We start from the raw sequence: 19,293 nt of genomic DNA on the forward strand, positions 1-19,293 counted from the left end.
CGTTCCGGTGAGGATGATCGGGTGACCTGGACACCGGACGACCGTACGTTTGGTCACCTGATCGTCTCCACGATGTGGGCACGAAACGATCAGGTGAACTTCCTGGCGCGAAACGTGCCGGTACGTCACCTGATCATTTCCAGGGAGCGCCCTGTCAGGGCAGCGCGGCCGGGTCGAATCCGCGCGCCGCGATGACGTCGTGGCACGTGAACTGGACGTTGGGGTGGTGCTAGCTCGATCAACGATCGGGTCGAGATGGCCGTGAGCTTCCACGTGGTCGCCGTGACGACACCAGGCCTCCACATGGCTATGGGGTTGGTCGACGCCGGCCTCACCCGGCAGCGGCCCGGGCCAGGGCGTCGAGGCCGCGGGCGACGTCGGTGTCGTCGGTCGACCAGTTGCTCACCGAGATCCGCAGCACCTCGCGCCCACGCCACCGCGAGCCGGTCATCCAGACGGTGCCGTCGGCCATCAGCCGCCGGCCGACCTCGCGGGTGCGTTCGTCATCGCCGAAGGCAAGGCAGACCTGGGTGAACACGACGTCGTTGAGCACCTCCGCGCCGGGGATCGCCCGCGCCCCGTCGGCGAAGGCGGCCGCGTGCCGGCACAGGCGGTCGACCAGCTCGGCCAGCCCGGACCGGCCGAGCGAGCGCAACGCCGCCCACACCGGCACCGACCGCGCCCGCCGCGACAGCTCCGGCACCCGCTCGTACGGCTCGAGGTAGGTCGCGTCGGTGACCAGGTAGTCCGCGTGGTAGCTCATGGCCGACCGCAGCGCCGCGGGGTCGCGGACCGCGACGATGCCGCTGTCGTACGGCACGTTGAGCGTCTTGTGCGCGTCGGTCGCCCACGAGTCGGCGGTCTCGGCGCCGGCGAGCAGCGCGCGGGTCCGTGGTGACGCGCCCGCCCACAGCCCGAACGCGCCGTCCACATGGACCCAGGCGCCGACGGCGTGAGCCGCCGGTATCGCCGACGCGAACGGGTCGAAGCCGCCGGAGTGGATGTTGCCGGCCTGCAGGCAGACGATCGTCGGCCCACCCGAACCGGCGCCCAGCGCCGCCACCAGCGCGTCCGCCCGCACCCGGCCCTGGTCGTCGACGGCGACGGCTTCGGGCGCGCCGAGCCCGAGGTAGCGCAGCGCCGAGTCGACGGAGTCGTGCCGTTCCCGGCCCACCAGCACCCGGACCCGTGGCGCCCCGGCCAGGCCGTGCTCGCCGACGTCCCAGCCGGCCCGGGCGAGGACGAAGTCGCGCGCTGCCGCCAGGCCGGCGAAGTTCGCCATGGTCGCGCCGGTGACGAACCCGACGCCCGCGCCAGCCGGCAGCCCCAGCAGGTCGAGCAGCCAGGCCGCCGCGATGTCGTCGACGGCCGTGCCGGCCGGGCTCGCGGCGCGCAGGGCGGCGTTCTGGTCCCACGCGCTGACCAGCCAGTCCGCGGCCAACGCGGCCGGCAGCGTGCCGCCGATGACGAACCCGAAGAACCGGCCCGACGGCGTCGCCACCAGGCCCGGCTCCGCGGCGTCGGCGAGCAGCCGCACCACGTCGGCCGGGTCGCTGGGACCGCTGGGCAGTTCGGTGCCGAGCGCCGCCCGGACGTCGTCCGCACTCGCCGTGGCGCGCACGGTCCGCTCGCCCAGCCCCGCCAGCCAGGCCCGGGCTCGGTCGCCGGCCACATCCAGCGCGGCGTCGAAATCCTCTCGGGCAGCACTCATGTCGAACCCCCTGCCGCGGAACACGACAATTCAGTCACCATCATGATCTTCTCATTCCGCAACCGCGGCGATACGCTCCGTGATCAAGGGGGCGTTATGCAGGGCACCTGGGTGAAAGCCGAAGCGCCGGACGCGACGACCGCACTGCGCCACGCGATCACCCAAGTGCCCGTTCCCGGTGCGCCGCCACCCTCCGCACTGGACGAGGCGGAAGTCGGATTGTCGTTCCTCGACCTGGCGTTGGAACAGAACCACGTCCGCCGCATCACCGAACGGCTGGCGTTGGTCGAACACCTGGCACCGGAATGCACGACCGAGATCGATGTCAGTCTCGGGCTGCTCGACCAGGAGCAGCGCATCGCCTGCGAGTCCTTCCAGCAACTGCGTCAGCGCAACCCGGCGAAAAGCCGCGACGAGCAGGGCCTCTGGGTGCCGGTCGCCCGGCTCCCACGCCAGTTCAGCTTCCCCATCGACGTGCGCGACTACGACGGCTCCCGGGTGCCGCGGCTGGCCCAGCTCGAGCTGGCCGGGCCGGTGGCCGCGGGTCTCTACCAGTTGCTCCGGAACGCGCTCGGCAGTCACCCGGACGCCAAGCTCACCGACAGCGACCTGGCGGATTTCCTGTACACGACCGGTGAGCCGAGATGGCTCGTGCAATCGGCATTGACCATGCTGATCTCCAGCCGGTCGCAGGCGACTCCGCCGAACACCGGCGCGTCCACGAACAGTCACGGACATCGGCACACGGCTCTGCGGATCCTCGCCGGCTATGAGGACACCTTGCGGCAATTCTTCCATCTCCTCGGCGTCGCTCTGAACGAATACCTGCTGGTCGTGAATCTCGATGAGGGTCGCGACAATCACCTCCTCAGCTACGACGTCCCGCTACTGCGGAAACCGGTGCGCGGCCGGCCGCTCAACGCGCGCGGCGTCTACGTCGTGCGCTACCAGACCGAGGTACCCAGCAGCCTGCGCTCGTATCACCTCGTCGCGGCGACGGAGCAGTCGCTGCAGATCTCGGACATGTATCTCACGTCGATGGCCGGCACGGACGACGTCGATCGAATCCAGCGCGACCTCGGCTACCTGGCCACCCTGGTCGACCCGGCCGGCGGCCAGAACGTCGTGCCGAGAAGCATGGTGGAGCACGAGCTCGAGACGACCGTCGGCGCGCTGGCCGAGCTCACCCGCCGGCGGCGCTGGGAGGCCGCCGAGGCCGGGATCCCGTGGCCGATCGAGAGCCTGCGTGCCACCGAGACCCTCGCCGCCGCCTGGCACACCAGGTCCGGGCCGTTCCTCGACAACGCCCGGGTCGTCGCGGACCGACTGCGGCGCGCCGCGACGGAGATCACGACGCAACAGCTGGGCTCGGACTACTTCCAGACCGACGTGGTCTCGGCGTCGCGGAACCATGCGTACTGGCGCCGGCTGGAGGAGCCGGTCGCGACGACGGAGCGCACGCAGATCGAGGTCGGGATCCTCGTCCAGGACGCGACCCGGTCCGGCCCGCGCGCCCTGCTCGCCTACGCCGGCACGGTCCTGGTCCTGTCCTACGCGACGATCGCACTGCTCGCCGGCGAGTTCTGGTGGCCGTTCCGGGACCGCCCCGGCCTGCGGGGCGGCATCGAGCGGGACGCGCTCGTGGCCGTGCTGCTGCTGGTCCCCGGGTTCCTCTACACCCGCCTGCAGCTGCCGCCCCGGCACTCGATCGCGGCCAGGGTCCGGGAACGGTCCCGGTACCTGGCCTACGCCACCATCGCCGTCGCCATCGCGGAGGCGCTCACGATCGCCGCGGTGACCTCGGACGACACCCTGGTGGTCGTCTTCTCGATCGGCGTGGCCTGTCTGGCCGTCCTCGTGGTGCTCAGCATCGTGGTGGACCTGCCGCGCCGCGAGCTGCGCCTGACGACGCCGACGGTGCCGACGTGGGCGCGGCGGCAGGGCTGGGGAAGCACCTACACGCCCGACGTCGAGTTCGCCGCCCTGGGGGTGATGAGGAACCATGGATTCGAAGGGAGCACCGGCTCCGGAGCACGAGATTCCGCTGCCCGACTCCGTCTATCGCTCCGGCGTGCGCGCCGTTCAGGTCAACTTCCAGGTGCACCATCTGCGTGATCGGCCCGGTTACCTGCTGCCCGTCCTCCGGACTCCACGCCAGCCGTTCAGCCTGGACGAGACGCTGAGCGCCAGCCTGAACGGCGCCGCCGTGGTCGCGGGCACGCGCCGCGGCCCGCTCGCGCCCACCCTGTGGACGAGTCACCAGGGCCGCGCGGTGCCGGTGCGGATCTCCGTGCACCGCAAGCAGCCCGGCACGCTGGTCTTCGTCGGCTCGGCCCGGCCGAACCCGAGCTTCCTCTACGAGGACACCGAACGGTTCGAGCTGCTGATCGTCATCGATCCGGACCGGTCGACGACGCGGCTGACGGACACTCGCGCCATCGTCGAAGCGCTCAGCGTCATCGCACGGTCGGCCGTCGAGGACGCCGACGCGCCGATCCTGTCGCTCCAGTGCCCGGTCCAGCTGCCCGTCGCCGACGCCTCGGGTGACCCCGCCGCGGAGCGCCTGGAGTCGTGGCCGGAGCCGTCCCGCGTCGCCATCCGCGCCATGCTCGCGCTGCGGAACGCCAGCAGCGAGCTGCGCTGCCGGGTCGTGGCCCGGATCGCGCGGCGGTGCCGTGCGAACGGGTTCGGTCTCTGGATCAGCGATCTGCGCACCGGCCACGGACCGGGCAACTGGATCAACCTCGTCGCCGTCGACGACGCGGCCGCCGCCCGGTTCCGGAAGACGGTCGACGCCGGCACCGACGAGGACGTCGACTTCGTCGTGCCGGTGACGTTGGTCGGCCCGGCCCGCGTCGGCACCACCAACGCCGTCCTCTCCTACCTGGCGCAGTGCGACGGCATCGGCGTCGCCGCTTGCGCGATCTCGGCCCTCGACGACCTCGCCTTCATCCACCTCCAGCTGGCCCGGTCGAACTCGCGTTTCGACGAACCGCTGCCCAGCCACGAGCAGTGGTTGGAGTTCAACGAGACGGCGGCGGCCGAGCGGTCGCTGGAGATCCGGCTGCACGACCTGGTCACCAGGCTGGGCGGACGGCCGGCCGCCGTCAGTGAGCTGGACGGGCAGCGCGACGAGTTGTCGCCCAACAGCCGGGTCGGCCTGAAGATGACGGACTACCAGCTGCTGGCCGGGCCGACCATCCGGACCAGTCGCGGAGCGGACGACCGGAAGGCGCTCTGGTTCTCCTGGCGGCAGGACTCCGAGCAGGAGCTGTCCCACGTCCTCGACGCTCTCGCCGAGGCGGTCCGCCTGAGCGGCATGTCCTCGGCCGACGACTTCGGGCCGGACGGGTTCAACATCGACTACCTCGTGTGCCGGCGGATCCGGGGCACGAGCTTCCGCGCCAAGGGGAAGCTCATCATCGACCGCCGCACCGCCAAGGGCAGCGTCACGCCGTCACCGCACGAACCGGCCGAGACACGGCTCAGCGTGCGGCTGGAGGACGCGTGGCGCGACCTGCTCGACCACCGGCGTATCGGCGGCATCCAGGACATCTCCGTCGCGTGGCGCGAGTACTACCTCAGCGGCCGGCGGCGCTGAGCCCGTCGTCCAGCGCGGCGAGGTGCGACGCCACCGGGCCGGCGGTGAGGACGCCGCTGCCCGCCCCGGCCAGCTCGCCGGCCGCCGGCGCCAGGGCGGCCCGGGCCCGGGCCGCCAGCGCATGGTCGCCCACGGCCAGCGCGGCCCGTCCGGTCAAGCACCAGGTCGCCTCCAGCAGCAGGTCACGCGGCGGCTCCGGCACCACCCGCAGCGCCGCGGCGGCGTCGTCGCGGCGGCCGCGGGTCACCAGCAGCAGCGGCCGCACCCACGGTGCATACGGGCCCCAGTCGGTGTCGTCGGCGAACACCAGCGGCCGGTCGTGCCAGACCCGCAGGCAGAGCAGCGCCAGCGGCAGCAGCCCGCGCTCCAGGCCGGGCATGCCGGCGCCCTCCAGCCGGGCCGCCGCCGCGCGGTAGGCGGCCTCGGCGTCACCGGCGGCCGCGGCGCCGCCCACCGATGCCAGCCGGACCGCCCGGTACCAGCGGGTGAACACGTCGACCAGCGGCCGCTCGTGCCGACGGCCCAGCTCGTCGGCCGCGGCGGCGTGCTCGTCGGCGGCCGCGAAGTCGCCCAGCGCGGCTCGCGCCTGCATGCGCACCAGCCGGCCGAGGATCTCGACCTCCGGCAACCCCTGGGCCGAGGCCAGCGTCACCAGCTCGGCCCCGATGGCGTCCCGCGACGGCGCCAGTCCGGCCCGCTGGAACGTCTGCAGGAAGGTCGCGTTCAGCGCGAACGCCAGCAGCGCGGGGTCGTGCAGGCGACGGGCGATGCGCTCGGCCTCGGCGGCGGCCTCGGCCGGACGGGGCGAGCCGGACCCGCGCGACTCCATCGCGACGGTCGCCAGCAGCCGGGCGCGGGTCGCGGGCGGGGCGGGCGGCGGCAGCGCGGCCAGCGTGCGCTCGGCCGCCGCGACGACGCGGGCGGAGCGGTCCGGATGGTCCGACCGGGTCCAGACGCCGGGCACGTCGTAGCTGCCGATGACCCGCGCCGTCAGCTCCGGGTCGCCCAGTTGCTCGGCGGCGGCGACGGCGGCCACCCGCTGTTCCTGCGCCGCCGCCAGCCCGTGCCCGCCGGTGAGCGCGAGCACCCGCAGCAGCCCGACGGTCGACTCCAGCCGCCCGGGCGCGCCCGCGGCCACCGTCTGGTCGTACGCCGCGGCGGCGTCGGCCCACACCCGCCCGACGGCGTCGACCGGCAGCTGCTGGCGGAGCAGGTCGGTCTCCAGCTGCCGCAGCCGCGGCCCGGGGTCGACGCCGAGCTGGTCGCCGAGCAGCGACCGGGCCCGCCGCAGCACGTCCAGCGCGTCGGCCTGGCGCCCGCTGCGATAGAGCGCGAGCGCCAGCAGCCGCCACGCGTCCTCGCGCCACGGATGCTCGGCGACGTGGGCGTCGAGGTCCGGTACGGCGTCGGCGGGCCGGCCCAGCGCCAGCAGCGCCTCGGCCCGCCGCTCGACCGCCGTCAGCCGCAGCTCGGTCAGCCGGGTCCGCTCCGGCGCCGCCCAAGCGGCCGCGGCGAAGTCGGCGTAGGCCGGGCCGCGCCACAGCGCGAGCGCGGCGTCCAGCAGCGGCAGCGCCTCGGCCGGCGCCGCACGGCCGGCCGCCTCGACCCCGGCCGCGAACCGCCACGCGTCGACGGCGTCCGCGGTGGCCCGCAGCGCATAGCCCGGTCCCTCGGTGACCAGCAAGGTCGCCGCCGAGCGCGGCGCGCGGTCCGGCTCCAGCGCCCGGCGTAGCGCGGCGACGAACGTGCGGACGGCGACGACGGCGCCGTCCGGCGGCGACTCCCACAGGTCGGCGACGATCCGCCGCACCGGGACGACCCGGCCGCGCGCCACGATCAGCCGGGCCAGCACCTCGCGGTGCCGCGGCCCCTTGAGGTCGACGTCGGCGCCCTGCGACCACGCCACCACCGGCCCGAGCACGCCGAACCGGGTGTTCATCGAACGCTCATCGGCGGGCCGGACGCTGGAAGACACACCCAAGGATCACCCAGAGGAGAGCCATGACGCCCACCATCCCGGACTTCGAGTACCGGCGAGTGCCCGGAGACGGCGACGTCGCGCTGAACGTCGCCGTCGGCGGCGCCGGCCGTCCGGTCGTGCTGCTGCACGGGTTCCCGCAGACCCACCTGATGTGGCGGCACGTCGCCGCCGACCTGGCCGCCGACCACACCGTCATCGTGCCCGACCTGCGCGGCTACGGTGGCAGCGACAAGCCCGGCGCGGACGACGACGCCAGCTACGCGAAGCGGACCATGGCCGCCGACGTCGTCGCGCTGGCCGCGAACCTCGGGCACGAGCGGTTCGCGCTGGCCGGCCACGACCGCGGCGCGCTGGTGGCGTTCCGCGCCGGTCTGGATCACCCCGGTCGCGTGACGCACCTCGCGATCCTCGACGTGCTGCCGACGCTGGACATGTGGGACGTGCTGCACGGCGCGTCCGCGGCGGTCGCGTTCCACCTGTACCTGATGGCGCAGCCGCCGGGCCTGCCGGAGCGGCTGATCGCCGGGGCGCCGGACGAGTTCTTCGGCTTCTTCCTGGACCAGTGGGGCGCCGATCCGGCCGCGATCCCGGCCGACGTGCGGGCCGAGTACCTGCGGGCCTGCGCGGCCGCCGTCCCGTCGATCGTGGCCGACTACCGCGCCTCCGCCGGCATCGACGTCGAGCACGACGCGGCGGACCGGGCGGCCGGCCGGCGACTGGCGATGCCGGTGACCGTCGTCCAGCAGGACTGGGGCGCGGCGCTCGGGTACGACGCGGCCGGGCTCTGGGGCGCGTGGGCGGCGGACCTGCGGCATGCCACCACGACCGCCGGTCATTTCATGGCCGAGCAGCACCCGGCCGCGATCATCACCGAACTGCGGGCGCTGCTGCGTCGCTGAGTCCGTCATGCCGGGCGCTACCGTGCCCGGCATGACAACCGACCTCTGCTGCCCCATCGTCGAGCTGCGGCAGTACACCGTGCACGCGGGCCGTCGCGACGACCTCGTCACGCTGTTCGACCGCGAGTTCGTCGAGACGCAGGAGGTGCTCGGCGCCCGGCTGATCGGCCAGTTCCGCGACCTCGACGCGCCCGGCCGGTTCGTCTGGATCCGCGGCTTCGCCGACATGGCGACGCGGCACGAGGCGCTGACGGCGTTCTACTCCGGCCCGGTGTGGGCCCGGCACGCCGCGGCCGCCAACGTCACGATGATCGACTCCGACGACGTCCACCTGCTGCATCCCGTCGACGCCGGGTCGGGCTTCCCGTTCCCCGGCGTCGGCGGCGCCGTCGTCCGGCCGCCAGCCACCGATTCGTCCGCACTCGTGGGCGTCGAGGTCTACCCCGTCGCCGGCGACCTCCGCGAGTTCGCCGAGTTCTTCACCGCCGAGGCCGAGCCCGCGCTGGGCGTCGGCCCGATCGCCCGCCTCGAGACCGACCCGTCGCCCAACACATATCCGGCGCTGCCCGTGCACGACGACGCCAACGCGTTCGTGTGGGTGGCGCGCTTCCCCGACGCCGACGCCTATGCGGCGCACCGGGCCGGGTGGGCCGAGCGGCCCGGCCTGCGTGCCGAGCTCCGGCGACGGCTGTCCGCGCCGCCCGTCGCGCTGCGGCTGGCGCCGACGCCGCGGTCGCTGCTGCGCTGACCCGCCGATTGGACCAGTTGCCGCCCACGTACATACAAAAGCCCGTGGCCTGCGGCATCGCCGCGGGCAACCGCCGAACCACTGGTCTACTCGGGCTTCGCCCGCGCTCTGGTGCAGTCCAGCCGCGCGGACTATAAAGGTGCGCACCTCACCTCTCGTCGAGGAGCTCACACCATGGCGAACGACGGCTTCGGGTCCGCGACCGGCAAGGTCGCACAGGTACGCGGCCGCCTGCTGGAGCTCATCGACCACGGAGACGAGGGTGTCGCACTCCCGTCGGAGCGCCGGCTGGCGCACGACTGGGGCGTGGCCCGCATGACCCTGCGGCGGGCCCTCGACGACCTGGCGACGGCTGGGTTCGTCGTACGCGAGCACGGCCGGGGCAACTTCGTCGCGCGACCGAAGTTGACCCGACGTCTCGCGATCACCTCGTTCTCGCAGGAGATGCGCAACCGCGGCCTGGTGCCGGGCAGCGTGACGCTGGAGTTCCGGCGGCTGCCGGCCGGGCCACGCCGGGCCCGGACGCTGCGCATCCCCGTCAACACGACGATCGTCCGGTTCACCCGGCTCCGCACCGCCGACGGCGACCCCATCGGCGTCGAGACCACCTGGGTGGCCGACGACGTCGTTCCTGGCCTGACGCCGGCGGATCTGAACGGGTCCTGGTACGACCTGCTCGCGGACCGCTACGGCATCCCGATCCTGACCGGCCGCACCACCATCGAGCCGACACTGCTCGACGAACGGATCGCCGCCGTGCTGCACACGGAACCGGGGCGACCGGCATTCCAGCTCGACGTCGTCACGTTCGGCGCGAACGGACGGGTCGTCGAGTGCGGCACCGACCTGTTCCGCGGCGACCGGTTCCAGTTGACCGCCGAGCTCCGGCCGGTGCCCGCCCCGGCACTGCGCCGGCACACGCGGCGTTCCGCCTGACCTTCCGCGCCGCCCACCCGGGCGGACCGATGAAAGCGAGCAACCCATGAGCGTACGAGCGCGCGCCCGCGCGGTCCTGATCCCGGCCGCGGCCGTGCTGGCGGTCGCCGCCGCCTGCGGCTCCGACGGCGGGTCGACCGGCGGCGGCGACACCATCGAGCTGACCTACTGGACGCACACCCATCCGCCGATGACGGAGCTGAACGAGCAGCTCATCGCGGAGTACGAGGAGGCGAACCCGAACGTCGACATCACCTACGAGACCATCCCGAACAACGACTTCGGCACCAAGATGCTGACGTCGCTGAGCAACGGGTCCGGGCCGGACATCATCAACATGGACGACAGCGCGCTGCGCGGCGAGTACATCCCGAAGGAACTGCTGGCGCCGATCGACCCGGCCGCGTTCGGGGTCGAGTCCGCCGAGGAGCTGGAGGCGCTCTACGTCGACGGCACGCTCGACGGCGCGAAGGGCGACGACGGCACCCTCTACGGCGTCCCCAGCGAGTTCAACGCGACCGCCTTCGCCATCAACACCCAGCACTTCGCCGACGCCGGGCTCGACCCGGCCAGCCCGCCGGAGACCTGGGACGACGTGTCCGAGTACGGCCAGCAGCTGGTCGCGGCCGGTCACGAGGGCTTCAACTTCGTCTACCTGCACTCCGGCTGGTACACCCAGCAGCTGCAGACGCTGCTGAACGAGACCGGCGGCTCGATCCTGAACGAGGACGGCACCGGCTCGGCGCTCACCGAACCCGAGTCGGTCGAGGCGCTGCAGATCTGGCACGACCTGATCCGCGAGGACCAGGTCGGCAACGCCGACACCGCCTCGCGTGAAGCGACGTCGCCGTTCGAGGACTTCGCCTCCGGCCGCCGGTCGATGACGATGATCTACCCGTGGGCGGTCGAGCAGATCGCGCAGGACAACCCCGACACGTTCGAGAACCTGGCGGTCGTCCCGCTCCCGCAGGTGGACCCGGCGAACCCGTCCGGACGCTGGTACGGCTACTACTTCGCGGTGAACAAGGCCTCCGAGCAGCAGGAGGAGGCGTGGAAGTTCATCGAGTACATGACCTCGCAGCACGAGCGCTGGCTCACCGACGTCAACTTCGTCCAGCCGCTGCAGGGCTGGGAGCAGTCCGAGGCGGCGGCGAACATCCCGTTCCTCGACGTCTGGTCACAGGCCTACCAGCAGGGCAAGTTCGACGAGGTCGGGCCGCACTGGAGCGAGGTGCAGGACGCGATCAAGGCGGCCGTCGAGCGGTCGGTCTTCGACGGCCAGCCACCGGCGGAGAGCCTCGAAGAAGCCTCCGAGTCGGTCGACCAGAGCGTCTCGAGCTAGTCCCGTGGCGTTGACCAGAACCGCTCCGGACCGGGCCCGCGGCGCGCGGGCCCGGCCGCCGGGCTCCGGCCGGCCCGGCTGGCGACGCCGCCGCGACGCCGTCGGGCTGGTGTTCGCGCTGCCGGCGCTGGCACTGTTCGCGGCGTTCGCCATCTACCCCATGCTGCGGGTGTTCCAGCTCAGCCTCTACGACTACAACCTGACCAGCGCACCGGTCTGGGTCGGGCTGGACAACTTCCGCTTCCTGTTCGGCGACGAGCGGTTCCTCGCCTCGCTGGGCGCGTCGCTGTTCTACGTCGTCGTCACGTACGGGCCGGCGGTGCTGCTGGCGCTGGTGCTGGCGCTCGGGCTGAACACCCGCATGCGCGGCAGCGCGTTCGTCCGGCTGCTGTACTTCGCGCCGGTCGCGACGTCCTGGGTGGCGGTGTCGGTGATCTGGCGCCTGGTGCTGCAGCCGGAGGGCCTGCTCAACCAGACGCTGAACACCGACATCCCGTGGCTGACGTCGTCGACATGGGCCAAGTGGGCGATCGCGATAGCGGCGGTCTGGAAGGAGGTCGGGTTCTTCCTGATCATCTTCCTGGCCGGGCTGCAGAACATCCCGAAGGACCTGCAGGAGGCGGCCGCCCTGGACGGCGCCGGGTCGCTGCGCCGGCTGCGCTACGTCACGCTGCCGCTGCTCAAGCCGATCACCGTCGTGGTCCTGGTGATGGCGGTGATCCGCGGCTTCCAGTCGTTCAGCCCGCAGGTCGTGCTCACCGGCGGCAGCTTCGGCACCGAGGTGATCAACCTGTTCGTGTACAAGACGGCCTTCGCCAGCGCCCGCATGGGCCGCGCCTCCGCCGTCGCCGTCCTCATGTTCGTCCTGCTGCTCGTGGTGACGTTCGTGCAGTTGCGCGCGCTGCGGAGGTCGGCATGAGCGCCGTGGTGGTCGCGGGTCCGGCGCCGCCGTCGCGGAAGCGGCGCCCGGTCGGCAAGGTCGTCGTGTTCGTGCTGCTGCTGGCCGGCGGCCTGGTGTTCGCGTCGGTGTTCGTCTACGCGGCGCTGTCGGCGGTGAAGCCGGCCGACGAGGTGCTGGCCAGCCCGATGCGGTGGCTGCCGACGCAGTGGCTGTGGGGTAACTTCACGCTGCCGTTCGAGCAGGCGCCGTTCGCGCGGTACTACCTCAACAGCACCGTCGTGGGCGTCGCGGTGACGCTGCTGAACGTCGTCACCTGCACGCTCGCCGGGTACAGCTTCTCCAAGTTCGCCTACCGCGGCCGCAACCTGCTGTTCTTCGTCGTGCTGGCGACGCTGATGGTGCCGCTCGAGGTCATCTACGTGCCGCTGTACGCGCTGGTCTTCGACCTCGGCTGGGTCAACAGCTTCGCCGGCCTGATCGTCCCGTCGGCCACCAGCGCGTTCGGGATCTTCCTCATGCGGCAGAGCATCGACGGGCTGCCGGACGAGCTGCTGGAGGCCGCGCGCATCGACGGCGCCGGCGAGCTGCGGATCCTGTGGAACGTCGTCGCGCCGATGATGGCTTCGCCGATGGCCGCGCTGGCGCTGTTCATCTTCATGACCAACTGGGACAGCCATCTGTGGCCGCTGCTGGTCGGCAACGACGAGGAGCACCGGACGCTGCCGGTCGGGCTGGCCGCGATGCAGGCCAACAACCTCGGCTCCGGCGGCATCCCGATGATGATGGCCGCCGCGCTGCTGGCGCTGCTGCCGACGCTGCTGCTGTTCCTCGTCCTCCAACGCAAGTTCGTCGAAGGGATCACGATGACGGCGGGGATCAAGTGAGCCTGGAACTGGCCGTCGACGGCGGGCAGACGAACCTGCGGATGGCGCTGGTGCGCGACGGTGTCGCCGTCGAGATCACGCACGCCGGCGGGTTCGCCTACAGCGCCGAGACCGACCTGCTGGACAGCGTCGCCAACGCGGTGACCGAGGCGTACGAGGGGCTCGGGTCGCCGGCCGGGGTGCGGCGGATCTGCCTCGGCCTGACGGCGGCGCCGCTGCAGCCGGACCGGCGGCGCCGGCTGGCGGCACGCATCCGGGACCGCCTCGGCGACCCGGAGGTGTGGCTCGGCCCGGACATGGTGACGGCGCACGCCGGGGCGCTCGGCGGCGCCGCCGGGGTGGTCACGACGGCCGGCACCGGTGTCGTCTGCCTGGGCATCGCCGCCGACGGCGGGACGCACCAGGCCGACGGCCACGGCTACCTGCTCGGCGACTCCGGCAGCGGGTTCTCGATCGGTCGGGCGGCGCTGCGGGCGGTGCTGGCCGCCCGGGACGGCCGCGGCCCGGCGACCGCGCTGACGGAGGCCGCGCAGGACGCGCTGGGCGACCTCGCCGGGCTGTCGCAGCGTGTCTACACCTCGCCGGCGCCGGTGCGGATGGTCGCCCGGTGCACGCCGTGGGTGGCCGCGGTCGCCCGGGACGGCGACCCGGTGGCCCGGGGCATCTGGGCCGACGCCGTCGACAGCCTGGTCGCGACGACGGCGGCCGTGCTGGCCCGCTCGTTCCCCTCCCCGGCGCGGGTCCCGGTGTCCTATGCCGGCGGCCTGTTCGCGATGGAGGACCTCGTGCGGCGGCCGTTCGCCGACGCCATCCGGGCCCGCTGCCCGGGCGTCGAGGTGCGCGAGCCGCTGGGCAACCCGCTCGACGGCGCTGTCCGGCTGCTGGCCGGGCTCGGCCCCTACACACCGCTGATGCTGACCGCCGGGAGTGACGCCCATGTCTGACGCCGTGTTCCCGTTCCGCTCGATCGTGGTCTCGTGCCAGGCCGCGCCAGCCAACCCGTTGCACGGTCCGGTCCCGATGACGTTGATGGCGCGGGCCGCCGAGGCCGGCGGCGCGGCCGGCATCCGGGCGAACGGCCCGGCCGACGTCGCCGCGATCAGCGCGGCGGTCTCGATCCCCGTCCTCGGCATCAACAAGACCGGCGACCGGGACGGCGTGTACATCACTCCGACGTTCGAGGCGGCCGAGGAGGTGGTGCGGGCCGGCGCGACGGTGGTGGCGCTGGACGGGACGCGGCGGCCACGTCCCGGCGGCGACCTCACCGAGCTGATCGCCGCCATCCACGACCGCCTGGGCGTGCCCGTCATGGCCGACGTCGACACGCTCGCCGCGGGCCGGTACGCGCGGGCGGCCGGCGCCGACCTCGTCGGCTCGACGTTGTCCGGCTACACCGGCGTCCCGCTGCACGGTGACGGGCCGGACCTCGCGCTGGTGCGGGCGCTGGCGGACGAGCTGGACTGCCCGATCGTCGCCGAGGGCCGATACTGGACCCGCGACGACGTCCTGGCCGGGTTCGCGGCCGGCGCGCACGCCGTCGTCGTCGGGACCGCGGTCACGAACCCGATGGCGATCACCCGGCGGCTGGTCGAGGCCGTGCGATGAGGGCCGGTCACGGGTCCGTGCCGCTGTCCGTCCCGGACGGGACGCCGCTGGGCGGGTACGCGGCGCGGGTGGCGCCGTCGGACGGGACGCTGGCGCCGCTGCGGGTCGACTGCGTGTCGATCGCCGCCGGCGCGGACCGATTCCTGCTCGTCGTCGCGGAGCTGGCCGGGGTCAACACTGATCTGGTCACGGAGATCCGGCGGCGGGTCGACGGCGAGGTCTGGATCTGCGCGACCCACACCCACTCCGGCCCCGACGTCGGCACCCGGGCCGGTGGCGGGACGACGCCGGACGCCTGGCTGACGGCCGTCGCCGACGCGGCGGCCGAAGCGGCCCGGCTCGCGGTGGCGAGCGAGGCCGAATGTGTCGCCAGCCATCACGACGGGATGCTCGACGGCGTCGGCTCCCGCCGCGGCGCCGACGACGGCGACCGGCGGGTACCGGTGGACGTGCTGCGGTTCGGTCCGGCCGGCGCGCCCCTGGGTGTGCTGGCCGTGGTGCCGGTCCACCCGACCGTCCTGCCGGCGTCGTCGTCGGTGGTCAGCGGGGACCTCACGGCGTGGATCCGGGACGAGCTGCGGTCCCGGCTCGGCGGGTCGCCGTGGGTGGTCGTCGCCACCGGAGCGGCCGGCGACGTCAGCACCCGCTGGACCCGCACCGCACAGACCGCGGACGAGGGGCGGCGGCTGGCCGGGCTGGCGGCGGACCAGCTGGCCACGCTGGTCGCCGCGCCGGGCCGGACCTGGAGCGCGGACGACGGGATCGGCGCGGCCCGGGCGACGCTGCCGCTGCCGGTCCGCCACGAGGACCGCGACCGGCTGGCCGGACTGCGCACGGAGTTCACCGACCGGCTGACTGGACTGGCCGACGGCGATCCGGCCGGCCGTGCCGCCGTCACCGCGCTGCAGGGCGTCGACGCGGCCGCCGGCCGATCCGGTGACGCGACGGTGCCGCTGGAGCTGGCCGCCGTGCGGCTCGGCGGGCTGACGCTGCACGGCATCGGCGGCGAGCCGTTCCTGTCCCTGCGCGACAGCGCGACGCCGTCGGTGCTCCTCGGGTACGCCAACGGCTACGCCGGGTACCTGCCCGCCGCCGCCGATTTCGCGACGCCCGGCTACGAGGTGCTGATCTCACCGTTCCGTCCCGACGCCGCCGAGCGCGCCGCCGGGGTGCTGCGCGACCTGTCCACCGATCCGACCCACGGAGGCTGACACGATGACCACCGACGCCGAGACGATCGATCAGAACGCCGCCGCGCGGATCCTGCTGGCCGCGGCCGACCGGCTGATCGCCACGCAGGCCGACGCGATCTCCGCGGCCGCCCGGCTGATCGCCGACGGACTGCGCGGCGGCGGGCTGATCCAGGCGTTCGCCACGGGACACTCCCGCTCCATCACCGCCGAGATCGTCGGCAGGGCCGGCGGGCTGGTCCCCGCGAACGCGCTGTCGATCAAGGACCTCGTCATGTACGGCGGTGCCGACCCACGCGAGATCCTCGACCCCACGGTCGAACGCGACCCGGCGCTGGCCCAGCGGATCCTCGACCTCGCCGAGCTGCACCCGAGCGACGTCTTCGTCATCACGTCGAACTCCGGCGGCAACGGCAGCGTCGTCGAGATGGCGCGGCTGGCCAAGGCCGGCGGGCACCCCGTCATCGCGATCACGTCGGCCGAGCAGAGCCGGCGGACCACGTCGCGGCACCCGTCCGGCCTGCGACTGTTCGAGCTGGCCGACGTGGTCATCGACAACGGGTCGGCGCGCGGCGACGCCGCGCTCGAGCTGCCCACCGGCGCCCGCATCACGCCGACGTCGTCGCTGACCGGCGTGCTGATCGCGCAGTTGCTGATCACCGAGGTGTGCGGGCTGCTTCTCGCGGCCGGCGCGGACGTGCCGGTGCTGGTGTCGGCGAACGTGCCGGAGGGCGACGCGCACAACGAGGAGTTGTTCGCCCGCTACGGCTCGCGGCTGCGCCCGTCCGAGCCGTGAGTGTGCGGCATCGAGGCACCGGCAGGCCGACGCGGTTTCACGTCCTATCCGAATAAGGAGAGGGATCACCATGCAGGAGCTCAGCAGGCGCGACATCTTGAGACTCACGGGAGCGGCCGGAGCAGCGGGCCTCATCGCTGACTCACCCATCGGCGAGTTGGTGGCTCCGGCGCAACCCGCCACCTCCGCGGCAGCGACGACGTCCTCATCGGCGGGGATCGGATCACGCGGCTACTACCTGACATTCTGCAGAATCCCCACCGTCACGTTCGAGACGTGGCGGTCGATCATCGACACCTTTGCCGACGATGGCATCGACCATGTGATCCTGTACCTGAGCGGCGCATTCAAGTCACGGAAGTACCCCATCACCTGGCAGTACAACAAGAACCACGAAAACGTCCGCAACGATTTCGTCGGGTCGCTGATCGACCATGCGCACAGCCGCGGCATCAAGATCCTGCTGGGCTTCACCCCGTACACCTACGACGGCACCAACCAATACGCACTCGAACGACCGGACCTCAAGGGGATACAGGCCAACGGGACCCTGGCCCGCATGCAGGGCATCCATTCCTGGGGCTACAATCTCGATCCCACCAAGGCGGACGCCAAGACGTTCATGCTCGAGTACGTACGCGAGCTGTACTTCGAGTTCTACCCGAACGCCGATGGGCTGCTGATCGAATCCTCGGACATCGACATCTGCCTCGGCGGCGACTGTGGTGGGCGCTCGCGCTATTACGAGATCGAGTACGAGTTCGTGCAGCAGATCTCCGAAGAGGTGTGGGCGCACGACCAGGACGCCGACATCCTGGTCTACCCACACTATTTCACCGGCGCTCCCAACGGGGCGGACATGCCCTACGACCCGCGCTGGGGTCTGTTCTTCACTCCATGGACAGTCGACCTGGAGTTGCTGAAGCGAGCGTCGTACGGGCACTATTTCGACCTCGACGTCCTCGACAAGTCGCCGCGGTTCACGCGGGCCAGCGTCAGGTACGCACGCGACAGCGGCTTCGTCGGATATCTCCCCTCGCACGAGTTCTTCACCTACGTGCCCGAACACGCGGAAATCGGCGACACCAGTGTCATCGGGCGGCAACTCCATCCGTTCGGAATCGAAGCCATCGGGCTGGACGAGAACCCCTATGTCGACCCACTCGTGGCCGTCAACCGCACGGCGTATCGCGAGTACTCCAACGATCCGGACCTTTCTGACGACGCCTTCCGTGCACGTCTCGGGCAGGCGGTCTTCGGTGACGGCGCAACTGATCAGAACATCGACGATCTGCTGTTCCTGCACGATGCGCACTACCTCGGCAGATCGTTGTTCTCGCCGGCCGCCCAGGCCGACCCACTCGTACTCCGGCACAACCTTGCCCGCGGGCTCACGAGCTCCGACGATCTGCGGCGCATTCAGGCTGGACTGGACACACTGCCGGCACTGACCCGTCGGCTGCGCAGCTCGCGCAATCCAGCGGTGCGCGGCCTGTCCCGCCACGCGGACCTCATCACCCGAAGGTGGGGCCCTGCGGATCGACAGCTGCTCGCGGCCCATCTCGGCGGCTAGGTGTACACCAGCTCAGGTCCAGGTGAGTGCGGACCGGGTTGCCCAGTTGACCTTCGGGTCCTCCGCGACATCCGGCAGTTCCTCTACCGGGCCGCCGGTGGTGGCGCCGCTCAGCGCGGCAGCACGGCGGCCGGCGCCAGCGCGTCGACGACGACCTCGGTGGCGGCGGCGATGAGTGCGGGGTCGGACTCCGCCTCTGGGTCGAGCCGGTTGGAGTAGACCGCCAGCACGATCGGCGCGGCGCCCGGTGGTTCGATGACGGCGACGTCGTTGCGCCCGCCGTGCGTCGCGGAGCCGGTCTTGTCCGCGACGACCCAGCCGTCCGGCACGCCGGCCCGGATCAACTCGTCGCCAGTGGTGTTGGCCCGCATGGTGTCGTGCAGCAACGTCCGGTCCTCCTCCGCCAGCAGGTCGCCGAGCAGCAGCCCTCGCACGTTCGCCGCCATCGCCCGCGGGGTCGTCGTGTCCCGCGTCTCGCCGGGCACCCAGTCGCTGAGGTCCGGCTCGATCCGGTCGAACGACGTCGTCTCGTCGCCGAAGCCGCGCACCGCCGCCTCCAGCCCGTCCGGCCCGCCGACCTGCTCGAACAGCAGGTTCGCCGCGGTGTTGTCGCTGACCGTGACGGCCGCTTGGATGACCTCCAGCAGAGTCAGCCCGGCGCCGACTGCCGGCTCGGTGACCGGCGACCAGCCGACCACCTCGGCGGCGTCGACCTCGATCAGCTGCTCGAGGTCCGCGGGCTCGGTGGCCAGCAGCACCGCCGCGGCGGACAGCATCTTGTGCGTCGACGCGAACGCGAACCGCTCGTCGGGACGGTGCTCGATGGTCCGGCCGGTCCCGGTGTCGATCGCGTAGACGCCGAGCCGGGCCGCGTAGTCGCCCTCCAACGCGGTCAGGGCGGCCGCGACCGCCGGATCCGTCGTCGGCGCGGTGGAGCTGCTCGGGGCGGCAGGGCTGGTCGCCGCCGGCGCCGGCGGAGCGTCGTCGGAGCCGCAGCCGGCGAGGAGCGCGGCGGTGACGGCGGCGAGGACCGGCAGGGTGGTGAGTCGCATGCGGCCAGCCTCGCCGCCGCACGTCATGCGCGCAAAGACGGATACGGGCGATTCCATGCTGATCCGGCATAGTA

16 protein-coding genes are annotated in these 19,293 nt (G+C 72.5%); 13 read left to right on the forward strand and 3 right to left on the reverse strand.

The window, feature by feature from the left end; genetic code table 11:
* Positions 1-331 precede the first annotated feature (331 nt).
* Positions 332-1,711 (reverse strand): pyridoxal phosphate-dependent decarboxylase family protein, encoded by a 1,380-nt coding sequence (locus ACW62_RS25445; RefSeq protein WP_053206962.1) that lies wholly within the window; start codon positions 1,709-1,711, stop codon positions 332-334.
* A gap of 96 nt (positions 1,712-1,807) precedes the next feature.
* On the opposite strand from ACW62_RS25445, the gene ACW62_RS25450 reads away from it, so the two are divergent.
* Positions 1,808-3,826 (forward strand): hypothetical protein, encoded by a 2,019-nt coding sequence (locus ACW62_RS25450; RefSeq protein WP_157574969.1) that lies wholly within the window; start codon positions 1,808-1,810, stop codon positions 3,824-3,826.
* Positions 3,783-5,312, forward strand: a complete 1,530-nt coding sequence (locus ACW62_RS25455) for a hypothetical protein (RefSeq protein ID WP_053206915.1) — start codon at positions 3,783-3,785, stop codon at positions 5,310-5,312. Before ACW62_RS25450 ends, ACW62_RS25455 begins: the two co-directional genes overlap by 44 nt.
* Here the strand turns inward: ACW62_RS25455 and ACW62_RS25460 are convergent.
* Positions 5,293-7,251, reverse strand: coding sequence for an AfsR/SARP family transcriptional regulator (locus ACW62_RS25460; RefSeq protein ID WP_053206916.1), 1,959 nt, complete (start codon positions 7,249-7,251; stop codon positions 5,293-5,295). The genes ACW62_RS25455 and ACW62_RS25460 overlap by 20 nt on opposite strands.
* 62 nt (positions 7,252-7,313) lie before the next feature.
* Between ACW62_RS25460 and ACW62_RS25465 the strand changes: the two genes are divergently transcribed.
* The 11 genes from ACW62_RS25465 to ACW62_RS25515 all read left to right on the forward strand — a co-directional run bounded on the left by ACW62_RS25465 (position 7,314) and on the right by ACW62_RS25515 (position 18,167).
* On the forward strand, positions 7,314-8,192 hold the full coding sequence (locus ACW62_RS25465; RefSeq protein ID WP_053206917.1) for an alpha/beta fold hydrolase: 879 nt from the start codon (positions 7,314-7,316) through the stop codon (positions 8,190-8,192).
* Positions 8,193-8,223: 31 nt separating this feature from the next.
* Entirely contained in the window at positions 8,224-8,940 is a 717-nt protein-coding gene (locus ACW62_RS25470; protein ID WP_053206918.1) for an NIPSNAP family protein, read from the forward strand.
* Positions 8,941-9,114: 174 nt separating this feature from the next.
* Complete coding sequence (locus ACW62_RS25475; protein WP_053206919.1) at positions 9,115-9,876, forward strand: GntR family transcriptional regulator; 762 nt, start codon at positions 9,115-9,117, stop codon at positions 9,874-9,876.
* A 46-nt stretch (positions 9,877-9,922) separates the two neighbouring features.
* The gene (locus ACW62_RS25480; protein ID WP_053206920.1) at positions 9,923-11,218 is read left to right on the forward strand and encodes an ABC transporter substrate-binding protein; all 1,296 of its coding nucleotides are present in this window, start codon (positions 9,923-9,925) and stop codon (positions 11,216-11,218) included.
* Between the two features lie 4 nt (positions 11,219-11,222).
* Positions 11,223-12,137, forward strand: a complete 915-nt coding sequence (locus tag ACW62_RS25485; protein WP_053206921.1) for a carbohydrate ABC transporter permease — start codon at positions 11,223-11,225, stop codon at positions 12,135-12,137.
* Positions 12,134-13,003 carry a carbohydrate ABC transporter permease gene (locus tag ACW62_RS25490; RefSeq protein ID WP_053206922.1) on the forward strand — a complete coding sequence of 290 codons (870 nt, stop codon included), beginning with the start codon at positions 12,134-12,136 and terminating at the stop codon, positions 13,001-13,003. Before ACW62_RS25485 ends, ACW62_RS25490 begins: the two co-directional genes overlap by 4 nt.
* The gene (locus ACW62_RS25495; protein ID WP_053206923.1) at positions 13,000-13,947 is read left to right on the forward strand and encodes an N-acetylglucosamine kinase; all 948 of its coding nucleotides are present in this window, start codon (positions 13,000-13,002) and stop codon (positions 13,945-13,947) included. Before ACW62_RS25490 ends, ACW62_RS25495 begins: the two co-directional genes overlap by 4 nt.
* Positions 13,940-14,608 carry an N-acetylmannosamine-6-phosphate 2-epimerase gene (locus tag ACW62_RS25500; protein WP_053206924.1) on the forward strand — a complete coding sequence of 223 codons (669 nt, stop codon included), beginning with the start codon at positions 13,940-13,942 and terminating at the stop codon, positions 14,606-14,608. The genes ACW62_RS25495 and ACW62_RS25500 overlap by 8 nt, the downstream gene beginning before the upstream one ends.
* Positions 14,605-15,819: a hypothetical protein gene (locus ACW62_RS25505; protein WP_157574970.1), complete on the forward strand. Its 1,215-nt coding sequence runs from the start codon at positions 14,605-14,607 to the stop codon at positions 15,817-15,819. The genes ACW62_RS25500 and ACW62_RS25505 overlap by 4 nt, the downstream gene beginning before the upstream one ends.
* Positions 15,820-15,823: 4 nt before the next feature.
* Positions 15,824-16,594 (forward strand): sugar isomerase domain-containing protein, encoded by a 771-nt coding sequence (locus tag ACW62_RS25510; RefSeq protein ID WP_083460162.1) that lies wholly within the window; start codon positions 15,824-15,826, stop codon positions 16,592-16,594.
* Positions 16,595-16,664: 70 nt separating this feature from the next.
* On the forward strand, positions 16,665-18,167 hold the full coding sequence (locus tag ACW62_RS25515) for a hypothetical protein (protein WP_053206926.1): 1,503 nt from the start codon (positions 16,665-16,667) through the stop codon (positions 18,165-18,167).
* 110 nt (positions 18,168-18,277) lie between these two features.
* On the opposite strand, the gene bla is transcribed toward ACW62_RS25515, so the two are convergent.
* Positions 18,278-19,219: a class A beta-lactamase gene (bla, locus tag ACW62_RS25520; RefSeq protein WP_053206964.1), complete on the reverse strand. Its 942-nt coding sequence runs from the start codon at positions 19,217-19,219 to the stop codon at positions 18,278-18,280.
* Positions 19,220-19,293: the final 74 nt, after the last annotated feature.

The organism is Jiangella muralis, from assembly GCF_001270745.1.
Taxonomy (GTDB): Bacteria; Actinomycetota; Actinomycetes; order Jiangellales; family Jiangellaceae; genus Jiangella; species Jiangella muralis.

Coding starts and splice junctions, on each gene's coding strand:
- ACW62_RS25465 (WP_053206917.1), top strand. CDS start 7,314: ATGACGCCCACCATCCCGGACTTCGAGTACCGGCGAGTGCCCGGAGAC.
- ACW62_RS25445 (WP_053206962.1), bottom strand. CDS start 1,711: ATGAGTGCTGCCCGAGAGGATTTCGACGCCGCGCTGGATGTGGCCGGC.
- ACW62_RS25460 (WP_053206916.1), bottom strand. CDS start 7,251: ATGAACACCCGGTTCGGCGTGCTCGGGCCGGTGGTGGCGTGGTCGCAG.
- ACW62_RS25505 (WP_157574970.1), top strand. CDS start 14,605: ATGAGGGCCGGTCACGGGTCCGTGCCGCTGTCCGTCCCGGACGGGACG.
- ACW62_RS25500 (WP_053206924.1), top strand. CDS start 13,940: ATGTCTGACGCCGTGTTCCCGTTCCGCTCGATCGTGGTCTCGTGCCAG.
- ACW62_RS25475 (WP_053206919.1), top strand. CDS start 9,115: ATGGCGAACGACGGCTTCGGGTCCGCGACCGGCAAGGTCGCACAGGTA.
- ACW62_RS25480 (WP_053206920.1), top strand. CDS start 9,923: ATGAGCGTACGAGCGCGCGCCCGCGCGGTCCTGATCCCGGCCGCGGCC.
- ACW62_RS25510 (WP_083460162.1), top strand. CDS start 15,824: ATGACCACCGACGCCGAGACGATCGATCAGAACGCCGCCGCGCGGATC.
- ACW62_RS25470 (WP_053206918.1), top strand. CDS start 8,224: ATGACAACCGACCTCTGCTGCCCCATCGTCGAGCTGCGGCAGTACACC.
- ACW62_RS25490 (WP_053206922.1), top strand. CDS start 12,134: ATGAGCGCCGTGGTGGTCGCGGGTCCGGCGCCGCCGTCGCGGAAGCGG.
- bla (WP_053206964.1), bottom strand. CDS start 19,219: ATGCGACTCACCACCCTGCCGGTCCTCGCCGCCGTCACCGCCGCGCTC.
- ACW62_RS25450 (WP_157574969.1), top strand. CDS start 1,808: ATGCAGGGCACCTGGGTGAAAGCCGAAGCGCCGGACGCGACGACCGCA.
- ACW62_RS25515 (WP_053206926.1), top strand. CDS start 16,665: ATGCAGGAGCTCAGCAGGCGCGACATCTTGAGACTCACGGGAGCGGCC.